The sequence below is a fragment of the Streptomyces sp. NPDC048483 genome (assembly GCF_040651455.1).
Taxonomy (GTDB): Bacteria; Actinomycetota; Actinomycetes; order Streptomycetales; family Streptomycetaceae; genus Streptomyces.
Genome location: NZ_JBEZJZ010000042.1, coordinates 24,462 through 38,355, shown reverse-complemented (window position 1 = coordinate 38,355; position 13,894 = coordinate 24,462). Strand labels below are relative to the sequence as shown.

General features: G+C 68.7%; 19 protein-coding genes and 1 pseudogene. 13 read left to right on the top strand and 7 right to left on the bottom strand.

The genetic code is table 11. The features are described from left to right. The first annotated feature begins 218 nt into the window (after positions 1-218). The 3 genes from AB0D04_RS21705 to AB0D04_RS21695 are packed head-to-tail and all read left to right on the top strand — an operon-like array spanning position 219 to position 886. Positions 219-371 carry a hypothetical protein gene (locus AB0D04_RS21705; protein WP_362705710.1) on the top strand — a complete coding sequence of 51 codons (153 nt, stop codon included), beginning with the start codon at positions 219-221 and terminating at the stop codon, positions 369-371. Between the two features lie 21 nt (positions 372-392). After that, positions 393-539 carry an Imm49 family immunity protein gene (locus AB0D04_RS21700; RefSeq protein ID WP_362705707.1) on the top strand — a complete coding sequence of 49 codons (147 nt, stop codon included), beginning with the start codon at positions 393-395 and terminating at the stop codon, positions 537-539. Positions 540-568: 29 nt separating this feature from the next. Further along, positions 569-886, top strand: a complete 318-nt coding sequence (locus AB0D04_RS21695; RefSeq protein WP_362705647.1) for a hypothetical protein — start codon at positions 569-571, stop codon at positions 884-886. 1 nt (position 887) lies between these two features. On the opposite strand, the gene AB0D04_RS21690 is transcribed toward AB0D04_RS21695, so the two are convergent. The 4 genes from AB0D04_RS21690 to AB0D04_RS21675 all read right to left on the bottom strand — a co-directional run bounded on the left by AB0D04_RS21690 (position 888) and on the right by AB0D04_RS21675 (position 3,090). Next, positions 888-1,586, bottom strand: a complete 699-nt coding sequence (locus AB0D04_RS21690; protein ID WP_362705644.1) for a class I SAM-dependent methyltransferase — start codon at positions 1,584-1,586, stop codon at positions 888-890. 97 nt (positions 1,587-1,683) lie between these two features. Next, the gene (gene aac(6') / locus AB0D04_RS21685; RefSeq protein WP_362705641.1) at positions 1,684-2,181 is read right to left on the bottom strand and encodes an aminoglycoside 6'-N-acetyltransferase; all 498 of its coding nucleotides are present in this window, start codon (positions 2,179-2,181) and stop codon (positions 1,684-1,686) included. 50 nt (positions 2,182-2,231) lie between these two features. Further along, positions 2,232-2,528 carry a hypothetical protein gene (locus AB0D04_RS21680; RefSeq protein ID WP_362705637.1) on the bottom strand — a complete coding sequence of 99 codons (297 nt, stop codon included), beginning with the start codon at positions 2,526-2,528 and terminating at the stop codon, positions 2,232-2,234. A 127-nt stretch (positions 2,529-2,655) separates the two neighbouring features. Then, a complete protein-coding gene (locus tag AB0D04_RS21675) occupies positions 2,656-3,090 on the bottom strand; it encodes an ATP-binding protein (protein ID WP_362705634.1) in 435 nt (144 codons plus the stop codon). Between the two features lie 195 nt (positions 3,091-3,285). On the opposite strand from AB0D04_RS21675, the gene AB0D04_RS21670 reads away from it, so the two are divergent. From AB0D04_RS21670 to AB0D04_RS21640, 7 genes are all read left to right on the top strand, one after another. Next, positions 3,286-4,137, top strand: a complete 852-nt coding sequence (locus tag AB0D04_RS21670) for a helix-turn-helix transcriptional regulator (RefSeq protein WP_362705631.1) — start codon at positions 3,286-3,288, stop codon at positions 4,135-4,137. A gap of 3 nt (positions 4,138-4,140) precedes the next feature. After that, positions 4,141-4,338: a DUF397 domain-containing protein gene (locus AB0D04_RS21665; protein ID WP_362705629.1), complete on the top strand. Its 198-nt coding sequence runs from the start codon at positions 4,141-4,143 to the stop codon at positions 4,336-4,338. A 98-nt stretch (positions 4,339-4,436) separates the two neighbouring features. After that, positions 4,437-4,568: a hypothetical protein gene (locus AB0D04_RS21660; RefSeq protein WP_362705627.1), complete on the top strand. Its 132-nt coding sequence runs from the start codon at positions 4,437-4,439 to the stop codon at positions 4,566-4,568. A 15-nt stretch (positions 4,569-4,583) separates the two neighbouring features. Further along, a complete protein-coding gene (locus AB0D04_RS21655) occupies positions 4,584-4,889 on the top strand; it encodes a hypothetical protein (protein WP_362705625.1) in 306 nt (101 codons plus the stop codon). 156 nt (positions 4,890-5,045) lie between these two features. After that, complete coding sequence (locus AB0D04_RS21650) at positions 5,046-6,368, top strand: sugar ABC transporter substrate-binding protein (protein WP_362705622.1); 1,323 nt, start codon at positions 5,046-5,048, stop codon at positions 6,366-6,368. Beyond that, positions 6,365-7,321 carry a sugar ABC transporter permease gene (locus AB0D04_RS21645; RefSeq protein ID WP_362705620.1) on the top strand — a complete coding sequence of 319 codons (957 nt, stop codon included), beginning with the start codon at positions 6,365-6,367 and terminating at the stop codon, positions 7,319-7,321. Before AB0D04_RS21650 ends, AB0D04_RS21645 begins: the two co-directional genes overlap by 4 nt. Before the next feature lie 32 nt (positions 7,322-7,353). Beyond that, positions 7,354-8,199: a carbohydrate ABC transporter permease gene (locus tag AB0D04_RS21640; RefSeq protein ID WP_362705618.1), complete on the top strand. Its 846-nt coding sequence runs from the start codon at positions 7,354-7,356 to the stop codon at positions 8,197-8,199. Between the two features lie 82 nt (positions 8,200-8,281). Here AB0D04_RS21640 and AB0D04_RS21635 read toward each other — a convergent pair whose 3' ends face one another. After that, the gene (locus AB0D04_RS21635; protein ID WP_362705615.1) at positions 8,282-8,557 is read right to left on the bottom strand and encodes a hypothetical protein; all 276 of its coding nucleotides are present in this window, start codon (positions 8,555-8,557) and stop codon (positions 8,282-8,284) included. A gap of 140 nt (positions 8,558-8,697) precedes the next feature. Then, complete coding sequence (locus AB0D04_RS21630) at positions 8,698-10,206, bottom strand: MFS transporter (RefSeq protein WP_362705613.1); 1,509 nt, start codon at positions 10,204-10,206, stop codon at positions 8,698-8,700. Between the two features lie 297 nt (positions 10,207-10,503). Here AB0D04_RS21630 and AB0D04_RS21625 point away from each other — a divergent pair, with 297 nt between their 5' ends. The 3 genes and pseudogenes from AB0D04_RS21625 (at position 10,504) to AB0D04_RS21615 (ending at position 12,903) form a co-directional block, all read left to right on the top strand. Next, positions 10,504-11,616: an AsnC family transcriptional regulator gene (locus AB0D04_RS21625; protein WP_362705610.1), complete on the top strand. Its 1,113-nt coding sequence runs from the start codon at positions 10,504-10,506 to the stop codon at positions 11,614-11,616. A 22-nt stretch (positions 11,617-11,638) separates the two neighbouring features. Continuing rightward, positions 11,639-11,779, top strand: coding sequence for a hypothetical protein (locus AB0D04_RS21620; protein ID WP_362705607.1), 141 nt, complete (start codon positions 11,639-11,641; stop codon positions 11,777-11,779). A 178-nt stretch (positions 11,780-11,957) separates the two neighbouring features. Further along, positions 11,958-12,903: pseudogene (locus tag AB0D04_RS21615) on the top strand (TauD/TfdA family dioxygenase). A gap of 74 nt (positions 12,904-12,977) precedes the next feature. Here AB0D04_RS21615 and AB0D04_RS21610 read toward each other — a convergent pair. Next, positions 12,978-13,802: a winged helix-turn-helix domain-containing protein gene (locus AB0D04_RS21610; RefSeq protein WP_362705604.1), complete on the bottom strand. Its 825-nt coding sequence runs from the start codon at positions 13,800-13,802 to the stop codon at positions 12,978-12,980. Between the last annotated feature and the right edge of the window lie 92 nt (positions 13,803-13,894).

The window sequence follows — 13,894 nt, the reverse complement described above, 5'->3', positions numbered from 1 at the left end:
CGGCGGATCAGACTCATTGGCATTCCGACGGAACCAAAAGGGCGGAGGGCACGTGCAGAGTAGGAGTGGCCATCAATGAATGGCGTAAATGGCACTCAGATGGCCAGCTCGCCGAGCGCTCAGTATTCAATCTGAAAGATTGATACACAATCCGCCAGCGTTGGGACGAAAATGGGAATCTGACGGTGGACAAGTCCTACACACTTTAAGGACGGTCCATGCCCGCCACCCCAGAGGTGATGCGGGTATGCCGAAACAAGGCCGCGAGGAGTCTTTTCGCCCGACACGGTGTCCCGTCGGCCGCCTCGGTGAACGTCCGCACCCGCGATGAGGTGCTCGTCAACGCTCTGGAATGGTGCAAGACCTACTGAACTGGCACTGAAGAGCGTGAGATCGATCCGGAGGGCGTTACTGCCTTGGGGCCCATGGCGCTGACATGTCTCGCGATCGAAGCCGGATTCAGCGTTGACGTGGAGTCCGAGTACATGCCAGCGAGTCTGCTCGCACGTGACTGGGTCGGCGAGTTCCCCACGTCGTAACTACCACCACCGGCAAAGAGAGCACCCACATGGCCTCTGACAGCCCCACCGCACCGACCACCCCCGAGCAGGCGCTCGCCGTTGTCCGCAGCCGTTACGCCCAGCCCAAGCTGCCGGACGGGACCCCCGCACCGATGCACGTCCATGAGTTCGACATCGGCTACCTGGTGTCCGCCGCTTCCCCTGATACTGCTGGCACCGATGCTGCAGGAAACCCCCTGCCGCCTCCGCCAGGAGGGGGGCAAGTCGTCGTGGCGAAAGACACCGGAGAGACGGTTTCCATCCCGAACTTTCCTACCGAGGCTGCCATCGCTCTCTACAAAAGGCAGCGCCAGGCCAACTCCTAGGTCAGGGACTTGAAGAGGACGGCTTGCGGTATACGAGCGAATAGCGCCAGAAGAGGTGGCGGCGGATGGAGCAGCCAGGAAGCACAGCCACCGCCTGTTTTTGGATTTCTGGGAGCGTCATCTGCGGTTCCATGAGCGTGGGTTGGATCGCGGTCTCCAACGGCTCAGGTGGGGTCGGGGCGGAGACGGGCGGTACGCCTCGCGGCCGTCCTCGATCGCGTAGGAGGCGGCGCATGCGGAATGTTCCCCCGACCGCGAGTTCAGCCGGCACTGCGGCGAGGCCTATCGCCAGGTCCGCGGGGGTGGAATCCCGGAAGAGGCCGAGGAGCAAGAGGACGCCGCCCGGGGCGAGGGCGTCCGGGAGTTTGTTGATGGCGGTGGCGAAGGGCATGTGATGCACCGTTGCGAGGCAGGCGACGACGTCGTATGCCTCGGGGGCGAGTTCCGTGTTCAGGACGTCTGCTTTGATGTAGCGGATGCGCGCGGATTCCGGGGAGCTGGCGCGGATTGCTCGGGCTTTTGCGAGGTCGGCTGCGGAGCGGTCGTAGGCATCGACTTCCAGTCCGCGGCGGGCGAGGTCGCGGGCGAAGGCGCCGGTGCCGCAGCCGACGTCCAGGGCGCGTTTGGCACCCGGCGGGATATGACGGGTGAGATAGCGGTGGTAGCAGGCGTTGTGGTTCCAAGCTAAGTCTTCGAGCATGGTTCAGGGGACGGGCAGGCAGGAAGTCCGGTTCCGGATGGCGACCGGGTCTGTCTGGTTCCGGGCGCCGGTCGGCCCTATTGGTTGGGCTTCGCCATTACGTCAGTTCGTCGGCGAGTAGGTCCATGAGGAGCCCATCTGCCCAGCCGCCCGTGCGGTGATCGCGCCCGTATGCGCGCATGATGCCGACTGGCTTGAAACCGACCTTGCGGTAGCTGGTGATCGCTGCGGTGTTGGCGGCGGCCGGGTCGATGGTCAGGCGGTGATGACCACGTTCGTCGATCAGCCAGCGGGCCAGGGTGCGGACGGCGTCGGTGCCGAGGCCTTGGCCCTGGTGGGACGTGGTGAGGAAAATGTCGAGGCCGGCGTGGCGGAATTCGGGGTCGGCTTCTTCGGAGAATTGGATGGCGCCGATGACCTCGCCGGAAGGGGTGCCGGGAAGGGTGACGGCGAGCATGTTGCCGTAGTCGTCCGGTGGTGACCACCAGGCGGCGACCGCCGGTTCCCGGACGATGCGGTCGAGTGTGGCGGTGTCGGCGTCCTGGACCGGGCGGAGGAGGACGGTCGTTCCGCGGAGTTCCCCGGTGATGTTCATGTGGGTTATTCAAGTGGAGGAGTTGGCGCCGGCCGACGACACGGCCCCCGTCAGTCGACCCACACACTCGCACCGGAGTCGGATTCGACAAGCCGGCCCGGCTGGACGACCGTGTCGACGTCGCCCGTGCAGTCGGGCCCCGTGAAGACGTAAGCGATGGCGTCGTGGGTGCGGTTGGCCACGGTGGTTGGGGAGTCGTCGCCGGTCGGGTAGCAGCCGCTGGGGTGGATGTGCGGGTAGCCGTTGATGATGAGGAGGCCGTTGGCCGCGGAGGCGGGCGACGGTGCGGCGAGGGCGAGCAGCGCGGCGGCGGTGAGGGTTCCGGCGGTGGTGGCGATGCGGCGCATGGCGTGCGTACCTCCTGGGCGGTGGGGTCGCGCCCGTTGCGGCCCCGAGCTGATGATGAACGTACGGGGTCCCGTGTCCGTCGTCATCGGCGCGAAGGAGCCGAACTCGCCTCGTGGGGCTGTTTATTCATGACCAGGTGTCCATGCCTGTCGCGTCCAGTTCGCACCACACCGTCTTGCCGACGTCGAGTACGTGGACGCCCCAGCGGAGGGAGAGCGCGCGGACGAGCAGTAAGCCGCGGCCAGTGGTGGCGGACGGCGTCACCTCGTCCGTGGAGGGGAGGCGTTCGCCGCGGGCGTCGGTGACGGCGATCTGCAGGACGGCGTGGGTGAGCGAGAGCCGTACGCGGAAGAGCCGGCCGGGGACGGTGCCGTGCAGGACGGCGTTGGTGGCGAGTTCGGAGACCAGCAGGCGGGTGTCGTCTGCCAGTTGGCCGCACCCCCAGTCGCCTGCGAGGCGGGCGGCGCGGTTTCGTGCGAGGGCGATGCTCTTGGGGCGTGGGGTGTAGTCGAGTACGTCCTGCTGGAGGACCACTTCCGGCCGGTCATGTGGGGCGAACATGTGGGCCACCTCCGGGTCAGGGCAGCGCGTGGTAGCGGATACCCGTTGTCGCGGCGCTGTGCGAGCGCTTCCTTACGGAAGGTAGCGGTGGCTCCTTGATCGACACAAGTTCCTCTTAGGAAATATCCTCCGAACGCGCTTGCAAGGGCGATCCGTTCGGCGACAAACTGACCCCGCGATCCAGGAGGGGTACAAGTGACAGCTCGTCAGCCAACACAGGGGAACAGCACCACAACGGTCTTGGGGCGTCGATTGGGTGGCGAGCTGCTGCGGCTCCGTACGGCAGCGGGCATGAGACAGCCTGAGGCCGCCAAGGCCCTCACGGCTTCCACGACCAAGATCGCGAAGATGGAGGGCGGCTGGGTCCCCATGCGCGACCCGGATATTCGCGCCTTGTGTGCGCTGTACGGCGTGACCGACCCGGCCCGCGTGGGCGGCCTGCTGGAGCTGGCTCGGATCGACCGCGAGCGGCGCAAGGCCAAGGGCTGGTGGGACGAGTTCCCGGACCTTGGCGACATGCAGGAGTACGTGACGCTGGAGAGCGCGGCCACCGCGGTCCGGGCTTGGCACCTGACCTTCCTGCCCGGCTTGCTGCAAACTCCCGACTATGTACGAGCGTTGCGTCCCGACGAGCAGTTCGTGGCCACGCGAGTGGCGAGGCAGCGGCGACTCTTCGACGAGCCGCAGCTCTCGCTGCATGTGGTGGTCTACGAGGCTGCGTTGAGAAGTCTTGTGGGCGATGCCTCGGTGATGCGCGGGCAGCTGGAGCATCTGGCGACGATGACTCGGAGGCCGAACGTCACGGTTCAGGTGCTCCCGTTCAGCGCCGGGTCGCATCAGGGAATGGACTGCGCGTTCAACATCATCTCGTTCGGCGAGCCCGGTGCGATGGACGTGGTCTACATGGAGATCCCGTTCAGCCGGTTGTGGGTGGAAGGCGGGGAGAGGGCTGCACAGCACGACGAACTGTTCGAGAGAATCGCACAGCAAGCCCTCAGTGAGCGTGAGTCACTCGCGTTCATCACCAGCCTCAGCAAGGAACTATGAGCGATGCCCGAGTTCAGATTCCGCAAGTCCAGCTACAGCAATCCTGAACGCGAGTGCGTCGAGGTGGCCACCAACATCCCGGACACCGTGGCCATACGCGACTCCAAGGACCCCGATGGCCCGATACTCCGGCTCGCGCCGGCCGCTTGGGCGCGGTTCCGTGGCGTCGTCGTGGAGAGGCGGTTCGCGGCCGGTCGCTGATGGAAGGTCCAACCGCCGGCCTTGTCCGTTCCCACAGAGGTTGGTGCTGTAGTGACAACGCACTGACGGGGCGTAACCAGTCGTGGAATTCTTGGGGCATGACGATGCCGCCCGAAGTGCCGTGCGAGGAGTGCCAGGGGACCGGCACCGTCGAGTGGGAGACCCCGGACGGCAACACCACCACGACGCAATGCTCCCGGTGCATGGGCACCGGCACGGTCCCGGCGTAGGAGGCGGACGACGACGTGACGACCCCCCGTGAGGGCAACCGGCTGCGGGCGCTGCCCCCCGAGTACGTCGACAGAATGCGCTGTACGCACTGCGAGCTGCGGAACATGAAGTTGCCCGGTACGGCGGGGGGGCTGTGCATCCCCTGCTATGCGTTGGAGCGGCAGGCGGCGCCGCGGCGGACCAGTCAGGGGATGCAGCTGGCCAACTTTGTGTCCGATCCGTGCATGGGATGCGGGTCGCATGCGGTGGATGCCAATGGGTGGGCGTTCTGGTGTGACTCGTGTGGGATGCAGGTGGCGGTGGCGCATCCGATGCCGTGAGCGGCGTGCAACGCATTCCAGCGGCCCGCAGCGGCTTTCGGACGGCGATTCGTACAGGTGCCATGCGGTTTTTACGTGCGTGGGGCACAGTGGTCGGGCGCACCATGCGGTGATCAACGATCACTGCGGGCCACGACCCCAGGGGGCGATACGGACATGAGCGGAAGCGGCGGAAGCGGCGTCGGCAGAGGTTCCGGCAGCGGTGTCGGCAGAGGTGTCGGCATCGGCAGGCGGCGGGTGTTGGCCGCGGGTGGTGGCCTCGCGGCCGCGGGGGCACTGGCCGCGTGTGGGTCCAACACCGGGCGTGGCGGCGGAGGTTCGGGGCCGGCGCTCAGTCAGTGGTACCACCAGTACGGCGAGCCCGGGACCCAGCAGGCCGTGCAGCGGTATGCCGCGGCGTACAAGAAGGCCGACGTAACGGTGCAGTGGCGGCCGGGGGACTACGACCGGCAGACGGCGGCCGCCTTGCTGACGGACTCCGGGCCCGATGTGTTCGAGGTCAACGGGCCGTTGCTGGAACAGATCCAGGGTGGACAGGTCGAGGATCTGACGGCCGAGGTCGAGCCGGTGAAGGACGACTTCCACCAGGCGGCGCTGGCGCCGAAGATCTGGCAGGGGAAGGTGTGGGGCATTCCGCAGGTCGTTGACCTGCAGATGCTCTATTACCGCAAGAGTTTGCTGAGGGAGGCCGGGCTCGAACCGCCGCAGACACTGGACGAGTTGGTGGACGCGGCGGGGAAGCTGAGCACGAAGAACACCAAGGGGCTGTTCCTGGGGAACGACGGCGGGGCCGGGGTGCTGAGCGGGACCCCGTTGCACGCAGCCGGGCTCAGTCTGATCACTGACGACGGCAAGGTCGGGTTCGATGATCCGGCGGCGGCCCGTACCTTCGCCAAGATCCGGCAGTTGTACGCGGACAAGTCGTTGCTGCTGGGTGCGCCCACGGACTGGTCCGATCCGGCCGCCTTCATCCAGGGGCTGACCGCCATGCAGTGGTCGGGGCTGTGGGCGCTGCCGGGGATCAAGAAGGCGTTGGGGGACGACTTCGGGGTGTTGCCGTTCCCGAAGGACGGGGCCGGCGGGAAGCCTGCCGTGCTGGTTGGGGCATACGGTTCCGCGGTCAGTGCCCGCAGCAGGCGCAAGAAGGACGCAAAGGCTTTCGCCAAGTGGCTGTGGGTGGAGCGCAGTGACTTCCAGCAAGACTTTGCGCTGTCGTACGGGTTCCATATTCCGGCGCGGATCTCGCTGGCGAAGAAGGCCAAGCAGTTGCAGGAAGGGGCGGCCGCGGAGGCGGTGCGGTGTGCGACGGAGTACGGGCATGCCGAGCCGCTGCTGTGGACCAGCGCGGCCCGTACCGCCTATCAGGATGCGCTGAGCCGGATCATCAAGGACGGCGCGAACCCGGAGAGCGAGCTGAAGGCCGTGGTGCGCAAGGTCAGCGCCGAGCTGCAGCGGGTCAAGAAGAAGTCCGGGAGATGAGGGCACGGGTTCCGGGGAGCGCGGCACCCGGCTTCACCGCCCGGCTGCTCGGGCCGCAGCGGCGGAACCTCTGGTTCTGGGTCTTCGTCGGTCCGTTCGCGATCGGGCTGGGGCTGTTCACGTACGTACCGCTGGCGTGGAGCCTCTACCTCAGCTTCTTCGACGCGCACAACACCGTGACACCCAGGGGCAACGACTTCGTCGGGCTCGGCAATTACACGGCGATGGTGGGCGATGAGGCGTTCCTGAGCAGCCTGGGGACGTTCCTGCTGTTCACCGTCTTCATCGTGCCCACGACGTACGCGCTCTCGCTCACCCTCGCGCTGATGGTCAACCGGCTGCGCGTCGCCCAGGCGTTCTTCCGGTCGGTGTTCTTTCTGCCGACCGCGTGCTCGTATGTCGTCGCGGCGGTGATCTGGAAGCTGTCGATCTTCAACGGGGTGCGGTTCGGGCTGGCCAACACGGTGCTGGGGTGGTTCGGGACCGATCAGACCGCCTGGCTGTCCACCACCGACCCGCCCTGGTACTGGCTGGTCATCGTCACCGTACGGCTGTGGCTGCAGGCCGGTTTCTACATGATTCTGTTTCTTGCGGGGCTGCAAAGGATTTCACCGCAGCTGTACGAGGCGGCGGCGGTGGACGGGGCGCGGCCCGGCTGGCAGGTCTTTCGGCACATCACGTTTCCGCAGTTGCGGGCCACGTCCGTGGCCGTGGTGCTGCTGCTGGTGATCAATGCTTTTCAGGCGTTCGACGAGTTCTACAACCTGCTGAGCGATGCGCGCGGCTATCCGCCGTATGCGCGGCCGCCGTTGGTCTACCTCTACTACACGGCACTCGGGCGGGATCAGAACCTCGGGCTCGGCAGTGCGGGTGCGGTGATCCTGGCGCTGATCATCGCGCTGGCGACGGTCGTCCAGGCCCGGTGGTTCGGCCTCGGCCGGAAGGAGGACTGAGGGGAGTGAGCGGAATGAGGGGAGTGAGCGGAATGCGCGATGCGCACGACGGCCTTGTGCGGGTCGGGCGCGCCCTGCGATGGGTACTGCTCATCGCCCTCGCCCTGCTGTTTCTCGTCCCGTTCTATCTGCTGGTGCGGAACGGGCTGGCGACCGAGCGGGAGATCACCTCGCCCGAGTGGACGCTCCTTCCGCGCGAGCTCCAGTGGGCGAATCTGACCGAGGTGTTCCGCGATCCGAGCCTGCCCCTGGCGCGGGCGCTGCTCAACTCGACGCTGATCGCGGTGTCGACGACCGTCGGTACGGTGGTGCTCGCCTCGCTGGCCGGATACGGGCTGGCCCGCATCCCGTACCGGCACGCCCATGTCGTCTTCTACGCGATCCTGGGCACGCTGATGGTCCCGGCGGCCGTGACGTTCGTGCCGAGCTTTGTGCTGGTGTCGTCGCTCGGGTGGATCTCCACGCTGCGCGGACTGGTCATTCCGACCCTGTTCAGTGCATTCGCCTGCTTCATCTTCCGGCAGTACTTTCTGGGCTTTCCGAGGGAGTTGGAGGATGCGGCGCGGGTGGACGGGCTCGGGTACTGGCGGACGTACTGGCGGATCGTCGTGCCCAACGCGCGGCCGGTGTTCGCCGCGGTCGGGACGATCGTCTTCATCGGGGCCTGGAACGCGTTTCTCTGGCCGCTGGTGATCGGGCAGGACCAGGAAGCGTGGACGGTGCAGGTGGCGCTGTCCACGTTCACCACGGCGCAGAACCTGAATCTGCATGAGCTGTTCGTGGCCGCGGCCGTCTCGATTGCGCCGCTGGTGGTCGTCTTTCTGCTGCTCCAGCGGTACATCGTGGCGGGGGTGGAGCGCAGCGGCATCGATGACTGACGGGGGCCAGATCCGGAAACGGGCCCAAAAACGAGTTCGGCGCCCCGGGAGGCCGGGGCGCCGAAGTCTCACCGGCCGACGATCAGCGAACGGCCTTGGCGATGTCACCGACCTTGGTCTTGGCGTTGGTGTCGTTGTTCGTCTTCAGCTTGTCGGCGACCTTGTCCACCGAGCCGAGAAACGCCTTGACGTCGAGGTCACCGATCGGGTTCTTCAGGTCGCTCTTGCCGACCAGGTTGCTGTCCTGCAGCAGCGGCTTCTCGCCACCGCGCGGCTCGGGAGCCGCAAGCGCCGGGGACGCGGCCCCCAGAGCCAGCGCAACACCGGCAACACCCGCAGCAGCCTTGGCGATCTTCACGATCCATATCCCTTTCCAGCAGCTGCGCTCAACGGTGAGGCACGACCCTCGTACCTCCGGAGCGTCGCGTCCTTTGACGCTCGCCGCGCACTGCCACAGCCCTAACCACTGCGCTCATATCAAAGTTTCGGAGTGTTACCTCATCGGGCAACGTCCCGGCCGGTCCGCTTACTTCGCCGCCTTCCCGACCCGGCCGATCCCGTCATGAATGCCGCGGCGGCACCCGTCGCGGCGATGAGTGCGAGCGCCCACCAGAACGCGTACTGGGCGCCGGTGAGTGCCGCGTCGCCGGACATCGCCGTGCCGGAAGCGGTGCCGGAGCCGGCGCCGTGGAAGAAGACCGTGCCGAGCAGGGCGATGCCGAGGGTGCCGCCGAGTTGCTGGACGGCGTTGAGCAGGCCGGCGGCGGAGCCGGTTTCGTGCGGGCGGACGCGGTGCAGGGCCGTGGTGAAGTACGGGACGGCGAACAGCCCTTGCCCCAGACCGCAGACGGCAAGCGCAGCCGGCAGCAGCCAGGGGAAGGCGGTCGCCGGGCCGGTGGCGTAGACGGCGATGGCGGCGGCCGCACCGAGCAACAGGGCCGTCAGTCCGGCAAACATCACGCGCGAGCCGTAGCGCGGTACCAGGCGGCTGCCCGCGATCCAGGACGAGACCGCCATCGCGCCCGACCACGGCAGCAGCGTCAGCCCGGCGGGGAGGACGTCGATGCCCGGTCCGAGTTCCAGCTGGAGCACCACGACCAGGGTCAGGCCGTTGACGACCGCGAAGAAGAGCGTGGACGCGGCCAGTGCGGCAGAGAAGCCCCGGTTACGGAACAGGCCCGCCTCGACCAGCGCGCTTCGGCCGCGCCGGGAGCGGTGGCGCTGGTGGTGTCCGAACGCGACGAGGACGGCGAGACCGGCGACGAGGATGGCCCAGTTCGCCGTCGGCCACCCGGCCGTATCCGTCTCGTTCAGATCGCTCTGGATCAGAGGGAACACGGTCAGGCCGATGCCGAGGACCGCCAGCGCCGTGCCGGGGAGATCGAGGCGCGGCCGGTGCGCGGACCGGTCCTCGCGCAGCAGCGACGAGGCGAGGAGCACGCCGATGCCGAGGGGGATGTTGACCAGGAACACCGCCCGCCAGGAGGAGCCGAGTACATCGGCGTGTGTCAGCACCCCGCCGAGTACCGGGCCGCAGACGGCGGCCAGGCCCATGACCGGGCCGATGCTGCCCATCGCACGGGCGAGTTCGGCGCCGTCGAACATGCCGCGGATCATGCCGATGGTCTGCGGGATCACCAGGGCGGCCGCGGCGCCCTGGACGGCGCGCGCCGTGATCAGCATCCCGGCCGAGGGCGCCAGGGCGCAGGCCAGCGAGCCGAGTACGAATCCCACGACGCCGATCCGGAAGATCCGCTTGCGTCCGGCGATGTCGCCGAGGCGTCCGCCCGTGATCAGGAGCACTGCGAACGGCAGGGTGTAGGCGGCGCCGTACCACTGGATGTCGGACTCGGGTCCGCCGAGGTCGGCGCGGATCACGGGTGCGGCGACCGGGGTGATCGTGGTGTCGAGCAGGTTCATCGCCTCGGCGATCAGCAGCGTCGCCAGTGCGGCCCAGCGCCACCGGTAGGCCGTCACCGGCGGCTTCGCCGGCACCTCTGTCGTCATGGGCTCGTCCCTTCGTTACGTTCCGGGCCGGTCGTTCGAGCGGGCGGGCGGGCGGGCGGGCAGCCCGGCAGGCTGGCGGCGGGCCGGCGGGTTTGCAAGGAAGCAAGTGCCGCTGCCCGAACGGCCGATGTGGTCACGTCAGAGGGTGCGGGGATGCTCTGATGGCGTTCCATCGGTGGCGTAGGGTTCGCTGATTTCTTCCGATGGAGGCAGAGATACTGCGGATTTCTTCCACGCTTGCTTCCTGCCGTGCCTGAGCCGCCCCATGCTTGGGCCGCCCCATGCTTGAGTGGCCCCATGCTCGATGACCTGGACCGCGGCCTGGTGCACGCCTTGCACATCGACGGCCGGGCGCCCTTCAGCCGGATCGCCGCCGCGCTCGGCGTATCGGCCCAGACCGTGGCCCGGCGCTACCGGCGGCTGCGGGCCGAGGCCGGACTGCGGGTCGTCGGGCTACCCGAACCGCATCGCGCGGGCCGGGCCCAATGGCTGGTCCGGCTCACCGCCAGCCCGCGCGCCGCGCAGGACCTCGCCCAGGCCCTGGCCTGGCGGGACGACACCTCATGGGTCAAGCTCGCGTCCGGCGGCACCGAGATCGTCGCGATCGTCGATACGCCGAGCGGCGCCGACGGCGGCCACTCACTGGTACTGCACGACATCCCCCGGACCGCCGGCATCACAGCGGTCTCCTCCCATTACCTGCTCCACACCTACCTCGGCGGTCCCACCGCCTGGCGTGGGCGGGCCAGTGCCCTCACCCGTCAGCAGGAACGCCAACTCCAGCCGCCCGACAAGTCCGATGAGATCGACGGGGTCGACGGGGCCGATGACGCCGACGGGGCCGACGGGGCCGACGGGGCCGACGGGGCCGATGAGACGGACGCCTCCCGCATCCCGGTCGACCGGCAGCGTGTGGCCGCCACCGATCACGACCTGTTGCGCGCTCTTGAGCTGGACGGCCGGGCCGGCCAGGCCGAACTCGCCGCCGCCACCGGCTGGTCGCCGGCCACCACCGCCCGCCGCCTGGCCGAACTCCGGTCCTCCGGTGCGGTCTTCTTCGATGTGGAGATCGACGACGCGCTGTTCGGCGCCACCACCCAAGCGCTGCTGTGGATGGCCGTCCCCCCGGCGCATCTTGAGTACGTGGCGACCGCCATGGCCGAGCACGACGAGCTCGCCTTCGTCTCCGCCACCACCGGCCCCACCAATCTGGTCGCCCAGGCCCTGTGCCCCGACCCGGCCGCGCTGCACCGCTACCTCACCCACCGCCTCGGCGCCCTCGAGGCGATCCGCTCCCTCGAGACGTCCCCCGTACTGCGCACCGTCAAGGCGGCGGGCCCGGTCCCGCACGGCGCGCCGGCTTCCCGTCGGCGCTCCCCCGGACGCCGTACCGGCCCCCGCGGCGGCTGACGGATGCGGTACGGTGCGTGGCATGAGCACGCACCCCATCTTCCGTGAGGCGGAGCCGCGCGACGGCGGCCCCCACGGCGAGTGCGCGCCCCGCGGCCTGAGCTTTCTGCGCCGCCGCGGCCGGGTCGGGTCTCCCCCGGCCGGCTGTATCTGTACGGCCTGAGCCGTCCGGCTGCCGCAGCGAAGTAACCGTCGAAGCGGCCCGCCAATGCAGCCCGTCAAAAGCCCATCGGCTCGCGTCGTAACCCACGCTCCCCTCCCCTCCCCTCCCCTCCCCTCAGTACGTCCCCCTCAGTACGCCTTCCCCGCTCCCTGCCTCCCCTTCCCCCTAGGAGGACCAGTTGACGACCCTCGCCACCCCCACCACCGACAGCCCCACCCCCGCCGTGCGCCCCCACCGCATCCCCGCCGACGGGCTGTACGAGGGGCACCGCATCCTGCGCCGTACCCCCGACGGCTGGGTGGACCGGCCGTACGAGCTCTTCGAGGTGGTGCCGCAGGCCGCCACCATCGGGGCCGAAATTCGCGGGCTCGACCTCTCCCGGCCGCTGTCCGAGCGGCTTCGTACAGAGCTGAACCGGGCGCTGCTGGAGTGGAAGGTGCTGTTCTTCCGCGGGCAACATCTGACCTCCGACGTACAGCGGGAATTCGCCCGTAATTGGGGAGAGTTGGAGAGCAATCCGTTGCTGGCGCGGGGCGATGCGAAGGAAGTGGTGCGGTTCGACAAGGCGGATGGTGCGGTTCCGACGTTCGAGAACGTATGGCACACGGATGTCACCTTCCGGGAGCGGCCGGCGATGGGCGCGGTGTTGCAGCTGCGCGAGGTACCGCCTGCGGGCGGGGACACGATGTGGGCCGATATGGCCGCCGCGTACGACAATTTGCCGGAGAAAATCCGGGCACGGATCAATGGGGCGCGGGCGGTGCACGACTATCTCCCGGGGTTCGCGCGCTTCTACTCCTCCGCTCAACTGGTTTCAGGGCGAGTTCCCGCCCGTCGAGCATCCGGTGGTGCGCCGGCACCCGGAGACCGGGCGGCGGATGCTGTTCGTCAACGCGTCGTTCACCACGCGGATCGTGGGGCTGGCGGAAGCGGAGAGCGACCGGCTGTTGCGGGTGTTGTTCCAGCAGGCGCAGGTGCCGGAGTTCCAGGTGCGGTGGCGGTGGCAGGCGGGGGACATCGCGTTCTGGGACAACCGGGCGACGCAGCACTACGCGGTGAACGACTACGGGACGCACCGCCGGGTCGCCGAGCGGGTCGCCATCGCCGGGGACCGTCCGCACTGAGCACACACGCGGCCGGTCGCCTCGGGCACGCGACCGGCCGTACGGAGTACGGAGCACCAGGCCCCCCTCACCCCCTACACCTCCGCCAACTGCGCCCCCCGCAGCAGCGCCGCCCCCAGCGGGGTGAGGGTGTGCAGGACGGCGTTGCCCTGGCGCAGGGTGACCAGGAGGCCGGCGTCGCGCAGGACGGTCGCGTGCTGGCTGGCGGAGGCCAGGGAGACATTGACGCGGCGGGCGAGTTCGCTGGTGGTGCAGCCGACGCCGATGCCCTGGAGGATCGCGGAGCGGGTCTGGCCGACGAGCCGGCCCAGGCAGCGTTCGGGTGGGGCGGACGGGGTGAGGCGGGGCGTCTGGTGCTCCACGGGATAGACCAGCACCGGGGTCAGTTCCGAGTTGTGGAAGGTGACCGGGGTGCGGCGACAGAAGTACGACGGCAGGAGCAGGAGGCCGCGCCCGTTCAGGTGGAGGTCGCGGTCCACCGGGTAGTCGGCCTCCAGGACGGGCGCCCGCCAGCGGAGCATCGGCGGGAGCGAGGCGAGCAGCCGGTCCGCGCCGCCGTCGAGGAGGGCCCGGCCGCGGGCGGCCCGGTCGGCCTCGATACGGCCCTGGACGCGGGGCCAGTACGGGGCGACCGCGGCCTCGTAATAGCGCTGGAGGACGCCGGCGAGGCGGCCGAGCGAGCGGGAGCTGCCCTCGGCCATGTCCCGGATCCAGGGCGGGAGCGGGCGGGTGGCGGTGGAGAGGCGGGAGATCTCGTCGTGCAGGCGGGGGGCGGGTGTCTCGCGCAGCGCGCAGAGCGCCTCGTCCATGCCCAGGAGGCCTTCGGCGGGCGTCAGGAAATCGGGGAAATAGCCGCGGGTGGGCACCAGCGGAGCCAGCAGACGCGTTTCGCCATTCAACCTTCCCCGCGTTTCCGATCGCCATCGTCCGAATGCGGAATCGTCGCGTCTGTCACGTAGTCGATGAAAGCTCAATACGGTCTCCCAGAGTG

What these genes read in the sequence shown, in the direction of transcription:
- AB0D04_RS21705 (WP_362705710.1), top strand. Translation starts at nt 219, where the DNA reads ATGCCCGCCACCCCAGAGGTGATGCGGGTATGCCGAAACAAGGCCGCG.
- AB0D04_RS21695 (WP_362705647.1), top strand. Translation starts at nt 569, where the DNA reads ATGGCCTCTGACAGCCCCACCGCACCGACCACCCCCGAGCAGGCGCTC.
- AB0D04_RS21690 (WP_362705644.1), bottom strand. Translation starts at nt 1,586, where the DNA reads ATGCTCGAAGACTTAGCTTGGAACCACAACGCCTGCTACCACCGCTAT.
- AB0D04_RS21680 (WP_362705637.1), bottom strand. Translation starts at nt 2,528, where the DNA reads ATGCGCCGCATCGCCACCACCGCCGGAACCCTCACCGCCGCCGCGCTG.
- AB0D04_RS21675 (WP_362705634.1), bottom strand. Translation starts at nt 3,090, where the DNA reads ATGTTCGCCCCACATGACCGGCCGGAAGTGGTCCTCCAGCAGGACGTA.
- AB0D04_RS21665 (WP_362705629.1), top strand. Translation starts at nt 4,141, where the DNA reads ATGCCCGAGTTCAGATTCCGCAAGTCCAGCTACAGCAATCCTGAACGC.
- AB0D04_RS21660 (WP_362705627.1), top strand. Translation starts at nt 4,437, where the DNA reads ATGACGATGCCGCCCGAAGTGCCGTGCGAGGAGTGCCAGGGGACCGGC.
- AB0D04_RS21650 (WP_362705622.1), top strand. Translation starts at nt 5,046, where the DNA reads ATGAGCGGAAGCGGCGGAAGCGGCGTCGGCAGAGGTTCCGGCAGCGGT.
- AB0D04_RS21645 (WP_362705620.1), top strand. Translation starts at nt 6,365, where the DNA reads ATGAGGGCACGGGTTCCGGGGAGCGCGGCACCCGGCTTCACCGCCCGG.
- AB0D04_RS21640 (WP_362705618.1), top strand. Translation starts at nt 7,354, where the DNA reads ATGCGCGATGCGCACGACGGCCTTGTGCGGGTCGGGCGCGCCCTGCGA.
- AB0D04_RS21630 (WP_362705613.1), bottom strand. Translation starts at nt 10,206, where the DNA reads ATGACGACAGAGGTGCCGGCGAAGCCGCCGGTGACGGCCTACCGGTGG.
- AB0D04_RS21625 (WP_362705610.1), top strand. Translation starts at nt 10,504, where the DNA reads ATGCTCGATGACCTGGACCGCGGCCTGGTGCACGCCTTGCACATCGAC.
- AB0D04_RS21620 (WP_362705607.1), top strand. Translation starts at nt 11,639, where the DNA reads ATGAGCACGCACCCCATCTTCCGTGAGGCGGAGCCGCGCGACGGCGGC.